14 protein-coding genes and 1 pseudogene are annotated in these 13,359 nt (G+C 69.6%); 5 read left to right on the top strand and 10 right to left on the bottom strand.

Features of this window, described 5'->3' with window-relative positions; all coding sequences use genetic code 11:
- Positions 1–85: 85 nt before the first annotated feature.
- The 3 genes and pseudogenes from NR810_RS47825 to NR810_RS47835 form a co-directional block, all read right to left on the bottom strand.
- Positions 86–757 (bottom strand): imm11 family protein, encoded by a 672-nt coding sequence (locus NR810_RS47825; RefSeq protein ID WP_257462511.1) that lies wholly within the window; start codon positions 755–757, stop codon positions 86–88.
- Positions 747–1,028 (bottom strand): annotated as a pseudogene (locus NR810_RS53095) (AHH domain-containing protein); the annotation flags it as partial. The pseudogene NR810_RS53095 and the gene NR810_RS47825, both read right to left, overlap by 11 nt.
- Positions 1,029–1,316: 288 nt before the next feature.
- Positions 1,317–1,835 (bottom strand): nuclear transport factor 2 family protein, encoded by a 519-nt coding sequence (locus NR810_RS47835; protein ID WP_257462568.1) that lies wholly within the window; start codon positions 1,833–1,835, stop codon positions 1,317–1,319.
- 296 nt (positions 1,836–2,131) lie between these two features.
- Between NR810_RS47835 and NR810_RS47840 the strand changes: the two genes are divergently transcribed.
- Together NR810_RS47840 and NR810_RS47845 are read left to right on the top strand one after the other, a co-directional pair.
- Entirely contained in the window at positions 2,132–2,518 is a 387-nt protein-coding gene (locus tag NR810_RS47840) for a hypothetical protein (protein WP_257462513.1), read from the top strand.
- 199 nt (positions 2,519–2,717) lie between these two features.
- Positions 2,718–3,338, top strand: a complete 621-nt coding sequence (locus NR810_RS47845; RefSeq protein ID WP_257462514.1) for an LURP-one-related/scramblase family protein — start codon at positions 2,718–2,720, stop codon at positions 3,336–3,338.
- A gap of 12 nt (positions 3,339–3,350) precedes the next feature.
- On the opposite strand, the gene dusA is transcribed toward NR810_RS47845, so the two are convergent.
- A complete protein-coding gene (gene dusA / locus NR810_RS47850) occupies positions 3,351–4,385 on the bottom strand; it encodes a tRNA dihydrouridine(20/20a) synthase DusA (RefSeq protein WP_257462515.1) in 1,035 nt (344 codons plus the stop codon).
- A gap of 99 nt (positions 4,386–4,484) precedes the next feature.
- Entirely contained in the window at positions 4,485–6,443 is a 1,959-nt protein-coding gene (locus NR810_RS47855) for a coiled-coil domain-containing protein (protein ID WP_257462516.1), read from the bottom strand.
- 164 nt (positions 6,444–6,607) lie between these two features.
- Here NR810_RS47855 and NR810_RS47860 point away from each other — a divergent pair, with 164 nt between their 5' ends.
- Positions 6,608–6,826, top strand: coding sequence for a hypothetical protein (locus NR810_RS47860; protein ID WP_257462517.1), 219 nt, complete (start codon positions 6,608–6,610; stop codon positions 6,824–6,826).
- On the opposite strand, the gene NR810_RS47865 is transcribed toward NR810_RS47860, so the two are convergent.
- Positions 6,807–7,658, bottom strand: coding sequence for an MBL fold metallo-hydrolase (locus NR810_RS47865; protein WP_257462518.1), 852 nt, complete (start codon positions 7,656–7,658; stop codon positions 6,807–6,809). The two genes, NR810_RS47860 and NR810_RS47865, sit on opposite strands and share 20 nt — an antisense overlap.
- 165 nt (positions 7,659–7,823) lie before the next feature.
- Between NR810_RS47865 and sitI6 the strand changes: the two genes are divergently transcribed.
- Both sitI6 and NR810_RS47875 read left to right on the top strand, forming a co-directional pair.
- The gene (sitI6, locus tag NR810_RS47870) at positions 7,824–8,543 is read left to right on the top strand and encodes a SitI6 family double-CXXCG motif immunity protein (protein WP_257462519.1); all 720 of its coding nucleotides are present in this window, start codon (positions 7,824–7,826) and stop codon (positions 8,541–8,543) included.
- A 15-nt stretch (positions 8,544–8,558) separates the two neighbouring features.
- Entirely contained in the window at positions 8,559–9,467 is a 909-nt protein-coding gene (locus tag NR810_RS47875) for a CapA family protein (RefSeq protein ID WP_257462520.1), read from the top strand.
- A 68-nt stretch (positions 9,468–9,535) separates the two neighbouring features.
- Here NR810_RS47875 and NR810_RS47880 read toward each other — a convergent pair whose 3' ends face one another.
- From NR810_RS47880 to NR810_RS47895, 4 genes are all read right to left on the bottom strand, one after another.
- A complete protein-coding gene (locus tag NR810_RS47880) occupies positions 9,536–10,555 on the bottom strand; it encodes a YARHG domain-containing protein (RefSeq protein WP_257462521.1) in 1,020 nt (339 codons plus the stop codon).
- 63 nt (positions 10,556–10,618) lie between these two features.
- Positions 10,619–10,804: a hypothetical protein gene (locus NR810_RS47885; RefSeq protein ID WP_257462522.1), complete on the bottom strand. Its 186-nt coding sequence runs from the start codon at positions 10,802–10,804 to the stop codon at positions 10,619–10,621.
- A 94-nt stretch (positions 10,805–10,898) separates the two neighbouring features.
- The gene (locus NR810_RS47890; RefSeq protein WP_257462523.1) at positions 10,899–11,891 is read right to left on the bottom strand and encodes a hypothetical protein; all 993 of its coding nucleotides are present in this window, start codon (positions 11,889–11,891) and stop codon (positions 10,899–10,901) included.
- A 71-nt stretch (positions 11,892–11,962) separates the two neighbouring features.
- The gene (locus tag NR810_RS47895; protein WP_257462524.1) at positions 11,963–13,258 is read right to left on the bottom strand and encodes an AmpG family muropeptide MFS transporter; all 1,296 of its coding nucleotides are present in this window, start codon (positions 13,256–13,258) and stop codon (positions 11,963–11,965) included.
- Positions 13,259–13,359: the final 101 nt, after the last annotated feature.

Below are 13,359 nucleotides of genomic sequence, written 5' to 3' on the forward strand. Positions count from 1 at the left end.
GCGAGGGTCCTGTCACTGAGTAGACCCGGGAGGAGGAGGCCACGGCCTCTTCCTCCCTCGTCTTTTCGAATGGACGGGGTGGGGGCTACTCCTTCTCCTGGGGTGCTAGCGGATCCCAGACGTACTGCTCGGTGGGCGTCAGTCGCATGTTGGTGAGCCCGTGCCGCGAAACGAAGTGCTCGAAGCGCTCGGAGACCACGAGGGACCCGTACAGGCCCCGGGGACGGAAGATGTCCTCTCCCCGCCAGGTGCCGGGCTCCAGGGTGAAGCCATGGATGGCCTCCTTGTGCAGGTAGCGGCACTCCTCGCATGTGGGGGGCTCGTCGTAGTGGATGTGGCTGTGCGCCAGGTCCACCGCTGCGCGGCCGAAGCAGGCCGTGACGGCCAGGTAATGGGGAATGAGGGTGGGCTTGGGGCCGCGCCGCTTGCGGTGCACCCGCACCACCTCCACCGGGTGGAAGCCCTGGAGTCCTGTCAGCCCCTCGGCTCGGAATGCCTGGGCGAACCGTTCGGAGACGAGGACGTCATGCCCGCTGACCTTGATGAAATCTCCGAGCTCCTCGCCGTGCAGAACCAACCCGGCACGGTGGGGCGGAAGCCACGGCCTCATCCCGATGGCGCCATTGCACCGTGGGCAGCGAGCGGCCTCTCCTCGGTTGACGGGCTCGAGCTCGTCCACCTCGACATCGTAGCGGGACCCGAGGACGCCCTTCTCCAGGACGAAGAAGCGCGGGGTGACCGATGACTCAGAATCCATGGGGGAACTTCGCACGTATGTCCGGCCGGTTGTAGAGCTGTCGAAGGAAGGTCTCGAACTGCTTCGGTGTGGCTCGGGTGTATTCCTCGAGCCACTTGATGACCTCCTCGTCCACCTTCCGGTGCCAGTCCTGATAGCCGCAGTGGGCCTCTTCATCCACGGCCCGGGTGACGAAGCGCGGGTCGCGCGCGGTGTAATGGCCGCGAAGTGTGTCGTGCTTCTCCAACGCCTGGGCGATGGGCCGGGAGATGATGTGATGCAACTGCCCCTTGCAATCGGGAGGTTCGGGGGCGGCGGGGGATGATTGGCCCTCGGTCCGGAGTGTGTCGGCCGCCTTTCGGGCGGCCTCCACCTTCGCTGCTTCCATGGCCGCGTGTTCCAACTGCTCGGCCAGCTTCGGGTGGGTCTGTCGCAACGCCTCGCACGAGGTGGCGATTCGTTGCTTGCAGCCGCATAGCGCCGATGTCTCGAACGGTGCGCACGGAGCTTGTGCGAGTAGCAGCAACAGGACCGCGAGCATGTGCGTCCTCCCAGGAATCTGCGTGGGCCCTTGGAACGGCTATTTGCCCTTGGGCGGGGTGCGCTTCTTCTCGTGGGCCTCGATGCGCTTCTTGAAGTCCTCCAGCAGATCGTTCGGGATGGGAATCGAGAGGTTGTACTGTGCGAGCTTCCACGTGCTCCCGTCCTTCACCAGCACTCCCGAGCCTCTCGCCGGCCCCATGTTCGTCGTCGAGAGCGCCTCGTCGAACCACGCCACCGTGCCATCCTTCGAGAAGCTCACGTGTCGCGACACCGCCGTGAAGTTCCAGGTCTTGCCTCGCGCGAAGTAGGGCCTGGCCCACGCGCGGAACTCGTCCCGCGTCCAGCGCTCGCTGCCATCCGTGCCCAGGTAGACCGCCTCCGGCGTGAAGTGGCTGAAGTAGCGCGCCTCGTCCGCCTGGGCGGCGGCCTTGTGCCAGTCATCCAGGACTGTGTTCACCTCGGACGTGGGATCGGTGCGAGTCCCCGCAGCAGCCGGTGTTCCGGCATCGGGAGCGGCGGTGAGCAAGGCGAGGCAGAGCAGGGCGACGGTGTGCATGGCCGCCATGTGCGCGAGTGGGGCCGTTCGGGTCAAGGGTTACCGCCGTGGGGCACTCCGGGTGAATAGGGCGGTGGCGCGAGCCGTCCACCCCGGCCGTGTTCTCCAGGAGCTCGCGCATCATGAAGATTCTTCACGTGCTTCTCGCCGGAGTGTTGTTGATGGGGTCCGGCTGTATTTCCGTGTCCCATCCGCGTCACGGACACCAGCGTCCTCGCCCGACGCGTCCTCCCCCGCCGCCCCCTCCTTCTCACCCGCCAGAACCGCCTCCTCCCGCGCATCCTCCTCCGGGCTCCATGCGCTTCAGTGTCCCTCCGGATCGCGTTCCCCCGGAGGGCCTGTGCCGCATCTGGTACCGCGGGCTCCCTCCCGACCGGCAGCCCGCCTCGATGACCTGCGCGCGCGCCCACCGGACGGCTCGCGCTCATGGAGGGCTGGTGATCGTCGCCACCTCTCCCCGTTCGTTCCAGACCGGCGAGGTCTCGGCGACGGATTATGGGCCCGTTGACTTCAGTGGCGTTCCTCCCGACCGTCTGCCTCCTCCAGGCCTCTGCCGTGTCTGGTTGGACGGTGTTCCCCCCGACCGTCAGCCTCCTCCCATGTCGTGTCCGGATGCCGCCGCGTATCAGCGCCGCTCCGGCGGGCGCGTGCTCTTCATGCCCGCCTCCGATGTCTCGCGGTAGCGCGCTGGCCTCGGGCTCCAGCCCGGGGGGCGGATACCCTCACCCCAGCCCTCTCCCAGAGGGAGAGGGGGCATACACCGTCCCGGCCGGGTGTCGGATGGTTCCTTTTCACTCACGGTAAGAGGGGGTTCTGACCTCATGCCGCGATGCGCTATACCAGCGCCCCACGCTTCGACCCACCAAAGAGGGGGACCTCATCATGTCGACCGCAATCCAGCAGCGCCCGCGCAGTGACCTGGCCCCTGGCCGCTTCGGCCAGAGCCGCTACATGATCCGCAGGAAGTTCTTCAAGCTCTTCGGCGGCGCCTTCCACATCTACGACGAAGCGGGCAACGTGCTCTTCTACTCGAAGATGAAGGCCTTCAAGCTGAAGGAGGACCTGCGCGTCTTCACCGGCGAGGACATGCAGGAGGAGGTCTTCAGCATCAAGGCCCGCAACATCCTCGACATCAGCGCCACCTACGACGTCACCGACTCGTCCACGGGCCAGAAGCTGGGCGCGCTGCGCCGCAAGGGCCTCAAGTCCATCCTGCGCGACGAGTGGCTCATCCTCGACGTGAACGATCAGGAGGTGGGGATGATCCAGGAGGACAGCATGCTGCTGGCGCTGGTGCGGCGCTTCCTGTCCAACCTGGTGCCGCAGACCTTCCAGGCCACGGTGGGGGGCACGCCGGTCTTCACCTTCCGCCAGCGCTTCAACCCCTTCATCCAGAAGATCGACCTGGACTACTCCATGGATACGGGCGGGAAGCTGGAGCGCCGCCTGGGCATCGCGGCGGCGGTGCTCCTGTGCGCCATCGAGGGCCGTCAGCAGGGCTGAGCCCCTCGGGGTTCACGCCGCGGCGGACACGGGGACCGGCGGCTCGTCGAGCACGTGCGCCGGTACCTGGGCGAGCGCGTCCCGGAGGACCTCCATCCCCGCTCCGGCCCGGCAGGCGCGCTCGCTCAGCACCCGCCGCCAGCCACGCGCGCCCTGCTGCCCCGCGAAGAGCCCCAGGATGTGCCGCGTGACGCGCGACAGGTGCACGTCGCGCGACAGCAGCCCCTCGACGTAGGGCATCAGGGCCTCCACCACCTGACGCCGGGTAGGCGCCGGGCCCTCCTCGCCGAACACCCGCGAGTCCGCGAGCGCCAGCATGTACGGGTTCTGGTACGCCTCGCGGCCGATCATCACGCCATCGGCCCACTCCAGGTGCGCGCGCACCTCGTCCAGCGACTTCACGCCGCCGTTGAGCACGAGCGTCAGGTGCGGGAAGTCCGCCTTGAGCTGCCGCACCACCTCGTAGCGCAGCGGAGGAATCTCGCGGTTCTCCTTGGGGCTGAGGCCCTGCAGGAACGCCTTGCGTGCGTGCACGATGAAGGTGTCGCAGCCCGCCCCGCTCACCGTGCGGATGAAGTGCGTGAGGTGCTCGTACGAGTCGAGGTCGTCGATGCCGATGCGGTGCTTGACCGTGACGGGCAGGCGGGTGGCGCCGCGCATGGCCTCGACGCAGCGGGCCACCAGCTCCGGTTTCGCCATGAGGCACGCGCCGAACATGCCGTTCTGCACCCGGTCCGAGGGGCAGCCGACGTTCAGGTTCACCTCGTCGTAGCCCCACTGCTCCGCGATGCGGGCACACTCGGCGAGCTGTTCCGGCTCACTGCCGCCGAGCTGCAGGGCGAGCGGGTGCTCCTCCGGGGAGTAGTCGAGGTGCCGCGCCTTGTCGCCGTGGAGGATGGCGCCGGTGGTGACCATCTCCGTGTAGAGCCGCGTGCGCCTGGAGATGAGGCGCAGGAAGTAGCGGTCGTGGCGATCCGTCCAGTCCATCATCGGAGCGACGGACAGGCGGTGGCTCGGCACGGGGGTGGGGCGGGTGCTGGAAGTCATCGATGGGTTCCTACGGACTGCCCTGTCTACGGGCGGCCAGAGGATAACGTTCCCGAGGCCGCACGGCAGGTCCTCCGCGAGGCGAGGGAGCACATCCTGTCACTTGGAGGAGTCGGGACGGAAGCGCCGCTCGATGCGCGAGCGCAGCAGCTCCAGGACTTCCTTCTCGGAGGTGCCGGCCTCGGGCGCCAGCTTCAGCGTGATGGCGCCCCGGCCCACCCGCGTCTCCCCGTCGAGCTCCTTGCCTCCCTGCACGAGCCGCACGTGCGTGGGCTCCAACTCCACGCCATAGGGCTGGAGGTACAGGTCCACGAAACGCTGGCGGAGCTGGTCCACGGTGAGGGCCTCGCGCTCCTCGGGGAGGAGCTGGAATCCAATCGTGGTGCCCGCCAGCCGCAGGCCCTGCTCGACGACGGTGCCGAGCCGCAGCGCGTGGGGCAGCAGTGCCTCCTGGCCCTCGGAGCGGCTGTAGAGCCAGTAGCTCTTCTGCACGTGGGCGCACAGGGGGCAGAGCATGCCGTTGAGCTCGTCGAGCCCGCGGGTGCGCAGCAGGTGCTGGAGGAGCACCTCCTCGCCACAGCGCTTGCACTGCTCCTGGGGGCCGATGACGGCGAGCACGGAGCGGCCCAGCTCGGCCACGTCCGCGCGCTGGAGCGCCAGCGGCACGGCGGCGAGCAGCTCGGCCTCGCGCAGTTGCAGGCCGAAGCGGATCTCCTTCTTCATCACGCGCATGCCGAGCTCCAGGTGGCGCGGCAGCCGCGTGAGGGCCTGGTCGTAGGTGGGCGCGTCCGGCATGTCGAGCTCGCGCAGCAGCTCGTAGCGCTCGGCCCAGGCCTCGCTGGTGTCGAGCCCCGGAGGCGGACGGCCGGCGGCCTCGGCGAAGAAGGCCATGAGGGTGAGGGCGACCTGCCAGGGCTCCTGGGTGACGGCGTCCTCGAGGCGGCGGGCGAGCTCGCGCGCGGCGGGCGTGGCGCGCTGGCGCTCGAGGCGGAGCACGCCCTGGCGCACCAGGGGGCTCTCCTGCACGGGGTCGAAGGCGCGGAGCTTCCGGCCCTTGACGTTCTCGGCGAGCGTGGACATGCGCTTGTTCCTCAGGGAAGTGAGAGTGCGCGCGGCGCGCTCGAGCTGGCGCATGCGGGCGCGCGCGTCCTGGGCGAGTCCGTGGACCTCCTCCTCCATCTCCGCGCGGGTTTCGGCGAGGTAGTCACGGCCCTCGGCCTCGCGGCGCCGGGCCTCTTCGTAGAGGCGGGCGGTGGCGGTGGAGCGGAGGCTCTCGCGCTGCTGGCGCAGGGAGTGGGCGGCGGTGGAGAGGATGCGGATGCGGCGCTCGAGGTGCGCCAGGCGCTCCTCATCGGTGAGCGAGTCCGCGGCGGTGTCGCCCGCGCCCACCTTGGCGGCGATGAGCTCCAGCGTGGTGCGATCGCCCGCCTCGTAGGCCACGTTGACGCGGGCCATGAGGGAGTCGAGCCGCGTGCGCTCCTCGTCCGACTGCGCGAGGTCCGGGTGGAGCAGCCGCGCCAGCCGGCGATGGAGCCGCTTGAGGACCACCGCCTCGTCCTCGCGCTCGGCCAGGACGTCCTCCTCGGAGGGCTCGTCGTCCTCGGGCGGCTCCTCGTCCTCGAGGGGGTCCTCGTCCTCGTCGTCCTCGAGGGAAGCGCGCTTCCTGGAGTCGTCCTGGGTAGATGGGGAGCGGCGCTCGGAGGCAGGAGCGGGGGCGGTGCGCGAGGACTGCTCGGGCGGAGCGGACGGAGGGAGGGCGGGCTGTTCGAGGAGGCGGGTGAGGGCGGAGGCGGCGTCCTGGAGGTTGCGGAGCCGGCGCAGCAGCCGTTCGGAGCGGCTCACCTCGTCGAAGGAGACGGAGAGGGTGTCCTCGTAGGCGCGGGCGAAGCGCTCCAGCTCCAGGCCGAGGGAGTCGAGCTCCGTGTCGAGCGAGTCGATCTCCGCGAGGAGCTCCTGGAGGCGCAGCTCGGCGCGACGCAGGGGCGACTCCTCGGGAGGAGGCGCGACGCGGAGCAGGGCCGACTCGGGGGCGAGCGGAGCTGTCGACGAGGAGGACATGCGAGGTGGCGGGGGCTTCCTGGTGCAGGGTACCCGATGGCGGGGTGATCGCTCGTAAATGCTCCGAGCGCAAGTGGACGCCTGCCTGCCTTGGGGACGAGCCCGCCATGGAAGCCCGGGTCGGTCCGGCCTATGATCTCCTTCTCTCACCCCGGAGGAGTGCCATGGCAGGCAGAGACCCTTACCGTCGCGTCTACGGCACCCAGCCCCTGCGCCGCGTGGGTGCAGGCCAGGACCGCTTCGACAAGGAGGCCCAGGAGGGCCCCACGGAGTCGCCTATCCCCTCGGTGCGCGAGCAGCGTCAGATGAACGCGCCGCTCAACCCTGGCCGTAAGAGCTTCGCCTCGGCCCTCGAGCGGGTGTCTACGCCGCCGAAGAAGTAGTCGGCGTCCTGGCCGTGTCTCCGGCCAGCCGCCACCACTGCTCGTCGTCGTGGGCGCAGAACACCCGCACCTTGCCGGCCTGCTCCCGCGCCAGCTCACGCAGCCGCTCCTGGTTGTGCAGCCGCTCCTGGCGGTTCATCTGGATGAGGTTCTGGAACAGGCGCAGTCCGGCGGGGCAGTGCGGGTGCTCCGTGTCCATCTCTCCGCGGAAGAAGAAGGCATCCCCCGCGTGCAGCAGCCACGTGTCTCCCCGGTCCACCGCCACCGCGCAGTGTCCTCGCGTGTGCCCCGTCAGCGGCACCAGGAGGATCTCCGGCGGCAGGCCCTCCAACTGGCGCACGCAGTCGAAGCCGAACCACCGCTCGCCCCGCGCCGCCTCGTACAGCTTCCAGTCCGGGCCGTGGGCCCACTGCACCTCCTGGTAGCGCATCCGCTCCTTGAAGGTCCGCCTCTCGGCCGCCGCCGCGTGCTCCTTCGCGTACACGTGTACCTTCGCCCACGGGAAGTCCGGCAGGCCCCCCGCGTGGTCCGAGTCCAGGTGCGTCAGCACGATGTGCCGCACGTCCTCGCGCCGGTAGCCGAGTCGCTCCACCTGCCGCGCCATCGTCTCTTCCGGGTCCAGCTTCGGACGCAGCGGCGCGAGACCCTGCCGCACGCTCCGGTGGGACTCTGCCTGGATGTCCTGCAACCCCAGCGCCGTGTCCACCAGCACCAGGCCCGCGTTCGTCTCGATGAGCAGGCAGTGGCACACCATGCACCTGCCCGAACGGCCCAGCATCAGGCCGCTGGCGGGAATGCACAGTGTCGCACCGTTCAGATGATGGATTCGCATGGGTCGCGAGCATACCGCTCACGACATGGGGAAGTATGGCGAGCATGTTCCCACGTCGCACGTCCTACTGCCGCTGTCCCTGGTGCCTTACGGTCACGCGCTTGTCCCAGAGGGACCCCAGCTTCTCTCTCCCTGAGGACTGATCAGTACGGAGGAATGAGACACGTGAAGTTCTACCTGATGGATGCAGACCCGGCACCGCGTTACACGGGCTACCTGGATGCCGGACACAGATGGGGACTGCCAGGAGTGAAGGAGAAGTGCCCTGCCTGTGGTGCATCGGGTGGTGTGGTGGGGCTGCACTATCCCTGTGTGGATGTCTCGGGTCTCCCGGAGAGCGCGAAGTTCGATGAGGCGTGGCCAGTCTCGCTCGCGGAATTCGACCGGTTGCGCGAACTGGTGCGTCCATTGGCCCCCAAGGGAACCCCGTTGGAGCCGGGGGCGAAGTTCGGCCCGGTGGAGGGGACGGCAACGGGCTACTTCGGACAGATCTACATGCAGAACCCCTGGACGCTCTTCGTGCGTCGCGAGGCGTTGGAGAGGCTCCAGGCGGCGGGAATCCGGGGCCTCCAGGGATGTCCCATCAACGTGCGCTTCCGGCAGAAGAGCCATCCGCAATTGCTCGAACTGCAACTCGAGCCGCACGGGCTCTATCACTCCGACTGCTTGCCTCCCGACTTCAAGCCGCGCTGCCCCACCTGCGGAGACGAGCCCCTCAAACGTCCGGAACGGATGATTCTCGACGCCACCTCCCTGTCCGTGGACGTCGATGTCTTTCGTCTGCGGCAGGGATGGACGAACATCATCGCGAGCGAGCGGTTGGTGGATGCGGTGCACCGCCTGGAGCTGGACGGAGTGCTCTTCCAGGAACTGGAGACCCGTTGAAGGTAGGCTTCGTCCATGGTCGGGCTCCTCCTGCTGTGCCTGGGCGCCGCGCCCGTGACGGTCTCCACCGCGGGCGATCTGCACTTGGGCTCACTCTCCACCGAGGCGCACGTGGCTCCACTGTCCCGGTTGCTCGAGGGCGACGTGCGCTTCGTGAACCTGGAGGGCCCCATCACGAAGTCCGGCCGCGAGTCCGGTGTCACGGCCAGAGGGAAGCCCACGGGGCCATTGCGCTTCAACGCACCTCCCATCGCCACGAAGTGGCTGAAGGGCCGCGTGGACGTGGTCTCCCTGGCCAACAACCACGCGCTGGACCAGGGGGAGAAGGGGCTCTCGGAGACGGTGTCGCGGCTGCGCGAGCGGGGCATCCAGGCGGCCACTTCCTCCACGGACGCGGAGCTGGAGCGCGGGGGTCGCAAGCTTCGCCTCATCGCTCGCGAGCTGCCCGAGAGCTGGTCTCCGGAAGAGGAGTCCATGCTGGAGGCCCGGGTGCGCCAGGCGCGCGAGGCGGGCGCGGTGGTGCTGGTGTCGCTGCACTGGGGCCGCACGGGCTCTTTGTTGCCCTCGGAGGACCAGCGGCGGCTGGCGGAGAAGCTCATCGACGCGGGAGCCACGGCGGTGTTGGGACACGGTCCGCACACGCCGCAGGGAATCGAGCGGCACGGGCGAGGCATCATCGCGTACTCGCTGGGCAACCTGGCCTTCGCCTGCGGCTGTACGGACGAGCGCGACGCCTACGTGCTGCGCTTCCGCATCGACGAGGCGGGGGCGGCGGTGGACGTGGAGGCCGTGCCCCTCCAGGCCGGTCTGCGCGAGCCTCCCCGGCGCGCGGACGACCCGGGCGTGGCGCAGCTCATCCAGAGCCTCTCCGAGGACCTGGGCACCGAGGTGCGGCTCGAGGGCGGACGGGTGCTCATCCGCTGACCGGAGCCCGGTGCGGCGCGTGCTGTTCGGCTGTCTCGGTTCCGCCCACCCGGGGCGGTCAGGGCTCATCAAGCCCCGGAGATGAAGCCGGGGTCGGGCGGGTCCTTCCGGTGCTCGGGATCGGGGATGAGGAAGTCCTCGTCCTTCAGGGCTCCGCCGAGCTCCTTCTCCACCGACTGGATGAGCTTCACGTTGCGCTGATCGTTCTTCGTGAGGCGCGCATCCGTGTAGCTCGGGTCCGCCTTGTACCAGGGCATGTGGGCGAAGTGCCGTTGCAGCACGGGCGACTTGAAGGGCCGCCCACGCCGCGCGTAGAGGGTGTTGCGCAGCAGGCGCAGGTCGCGCAGGGACAGCTCGCGCAGGTCCTTGAGCGAGAGCACCTCGTCCAGGGACTTCTCCATCTGTCCGCGTGAGGAGTCGTCCGAGGCGAAGCTCCCCATGGCGCGGCTGAGCAGGCCCAGCTCGATGCGCTCGTGGGGCTCGAGCTTCTTGAAGTCCGGCGCGCGGGAGATGGCCGGCGAGCGGTGGTACATGCAGTCCTTGGAGTTGGCGATCTCCTGCTCGGCGTCCGCCGCCATGAAGTTGCTCGGGTTGCAGGAGGGGTGCTCGCGGCCCTTTTCGTCCTCGTACTTCGGGGCATCGCCCCACCACTTGCCGGCCTTGGCCAGGAGGCTGTCCCGCCTCTCCTCCAGGTCCTGGTAGGTGACGTTCATCTCGTGGTGGGCGATGGCCTGCACGTTCTCGCGGTCGACGTCCGAGAGCAGCTTGTAGGAGAAGCCCGGGTTGGGCTTGAACCAGGGCTTCTGTTGGAAGTGCTCGCGCAGCCAGGTCTTGCGGAAACCCGCCCAGCCGTAGCGGGCGAAGATGGTGTTGCGCAGGAGGGACAGCTCGCGCAGCGACTTGCCGCGCAGCGCGGGGCAGTCCGGCTCGAGCCACTCATCCTCCTCCGTGTCCGGGTCGTCCTCGACGCCCTTCGGGCAGAGGAGCTTCTCCGAGTACCCGGCGATGTCACTGGCCGCCGGGGGCACGTAGGGCTCCGCCAGGGCGAGGCCAGGCAGCAGGAGGCTCAGGAGCAGGGCTGCGCGCATGGGAGGACCATACTGGAGGCCTCCCACGGCACACGAGTCCCCCCACGCACCGCACGCGGGTGGCTACTTCTCGGGCTCCTCCCGAGAGGACTCGCGGGACTCGTCCGCGTTGGCATTCTGGGGCCGCTGGTGGGCGCCCTGCTGCTCTCGGGTGGGCTGCTCTTCCTCTTTGTCGTGCCGCACATCCGTGGGACGTCCGAACATGTCCTCGGCGGGCTGAGGGGGCGGGCGTCTGTCCTGGTTGGCCATGATGGAATGCCTCCGAGTCCCTACGGTCGGGATGCCCTCGCCGGGAGGCAACGACGCCGGGACGGCAGACAGGAGGGCGGGCGGGAAGACGAGCTCAGGGCAGGGGGACGGCGGCGGTGACCAGCACCGGAGGCCAGAAGCGCGCCGCGAGGGCCTTGTCGGCCGAGGCGAGCCACTTGTGCCGCTTCACATCGTAGAGGCGCGCGGCGTCCTCGCCGGAGACGAGGAGCACGTCCTCTCGCAGGTAGAGCTGGAAGCAGGCCTCGGGGGGAAGCGCGAGGCGCTCGAGCTCGACGAGCCGGGAGCCCTCGTACCAGCTCAGGGGCATGCAGGAGCCGGGCTGTCCGGCGCGCGCCTTCCAGGAGAAGAGCGGCCCGCCCGAAGTCCGCGCGAGGACCCACTCGCCATCCCCGCCGGAGCGCTTGTGGGGAAACGCGTTGCCCAGCGCGGCGAGGTCATCACCGCCGCGCTCCACCTTCGGCATCTCACGGAGGGCCTCGGGGTCGTCCATCGAGGTGGAGGGCCCGAGTGTCCGGGCCGCGTCGAGCGACTCCAGGAGCCGCCAGCCATTGCCCTCGTGGAGGAAGGCGCGGGCCTCGGGCCGCTCCCCGGCGGCGGTGGTCAGGCCTTCGGGGGAGACGAGCGCGACGGGGTGTCCCTCGGGGTCGAAGCCGAGGTCCGTGGTGTGCCCGGGCCAGGGCAGCGCGAGCTCGACGCCCTGGCCGGAGGTGAAGTCCACCACCCAGGCGCGCTCGGGGGTCTCGACGTGGCGCGAGAGGAGCACGGCGCCCTTGTCCCCATCGTGGCTCCACGAGAGCCGGGCGCGCTCGCACGCACCCTCGAAGGTGAAGAGCTCCGCGCGGGCGCCCTCCAGCCCGAGCCGGACCCACCGGCAGTGCTCGGGGGGCACGGGCTCGAGGAGGGAGAGGCTGAGGCCCATGATGCGCACGGGCGCCTCGGCGGAGGCGGGGGTGGGGGCCGGGGCGGTGGCCGCGGGAGGCGGCGGGGGGTCGGCGGGCCTCGTCCGGCACGCGCCCATCAGGAGCGCGGCGCACAGGAGGCTCGGCATACCGGGTCGGCGGACCATGGAAGCTCCGGGTTGGGAAAGGCCACCCGGAACCTTGTCAGACGGTGAACGCCTCGTGAACCCCTTGACGCTCAACGCGCCACGGCGGTGGCGGGGGCGGGCGGCGAGGGCGCGGTGGGCTCGGGGACGGGCGGCTCTTCCACGGGAGCGGCGATGCCCTCGGGGAGGAAGCCCAGCAGCACGAGCGCGGGCAGGGCGAGCACCACGGTGAGGCCGAAGAAGCCGGCCCAGCCCATCCACTCGGCCAGGAAGCCAGAGGTGGCGGTGAGCATGCGGCTGCCCAGGTTGGCCAGCGCGGACAGCAGCGCGAACTGGGTGGCGCTGAAGCGCTTGTTGCACAGCGACATCGTGAAGGCGCCGAAGGCCGTGGTGGCCATGCCTCCGCACAGGTTGTCCGTGCAGATGGCCAGCGCGAGCATGAGGTGGTGCTTGCCCACCAGCGCGAGCGCCAGGTAGGTGAGGTTGGTGAGGGCCTGGAGCGCGCCGAAGATGAAGAGGCTGCGGCGCGTGCCCAGCTTGGCCAGCAGCGCGCCGCCGAACAGCGCCCCCACGATGGTGGCCGCCATGCCCACGCCCTTGCTGATGGCGCCCACCTCCAGGTTGGAGAAGCCCAGCTTGAGGAAGAAGGGCGTCGTCATTCCGCCCGCGATGGCATCTCCCAGCTTGTAGAGGAGCAGGAAGAGCAGGGCGAGCACGGCGCCGTTGCGGCGGAAGTAGTCGAAGAAGGGGACGACGGCGGCCTCGGTGAGGGTGCGCGGGGGGCGCTGGCCCTGGGGCTCGCGCGCCAGCAGGGTGGCCACCACGCCCACCAGCATGAGGGCGCCCATGGTCCAATAGGTGCGCGGCCAGCCGATGAACTGCGAGAGGCTGAGGGCCACGGCGCCGGCGGCGATCATCCCGAAGCGGTAGCCCATGACGAAGGTGGCGGTGCCGAAGCCACGCTCCTCCGCGGAGAGGGTGTCGGTGCGCCACGCGTCGGTGACGACGTCCTGGCTGGCGGAGAGGAAGGACACCAGCAGCGCGAGGCAGGCCATGGCCAGCGGCGAGTCCTTGGGGTTGACGGTGCCCATGGCGGCGATGGCGCCCATGAGGCCCAGCTGCGTGACGAGCATCCACCCGCGCCGCCGTCCCAGGAAGGGCAGCGCCTTGAGGTCCATCAAGGGCGCCCAGATGAACTTGAAGGTGTAGGGCGAGGCCACCAGGGTGAAGACACCGATCGTCTTCAGGTTGACGCCCTCGTTGGTCATCCAGGCGGACAGGGTGCCGCCCACGAGGAGCAGGGGCAGACCGGAGGCGAAGCCGAGCGCCACGAGAAGCCACGCACGCGGGCTGGCGAGGACCTGGAGGAGGGAGGGCTTGGAGGACATGGGCAGGGGCACAGAATACCGGCCCTGGGGAGGAATCCATCCTCCACGTCGAGGGCGAGGCCGCCCCAGTGTCCGCCCGGCCGCTGAGCGGGCTCGCCGGT

It is taken from the genome of Archangium lipolyticum (assembly GCF_024623785.1).
GTDB classification, from domain to species: Bacteria; Myxococcota; Myxococcia; order Myxococcales; family Myxococcaceae; genus Archangium; species Archangium lipolyticum.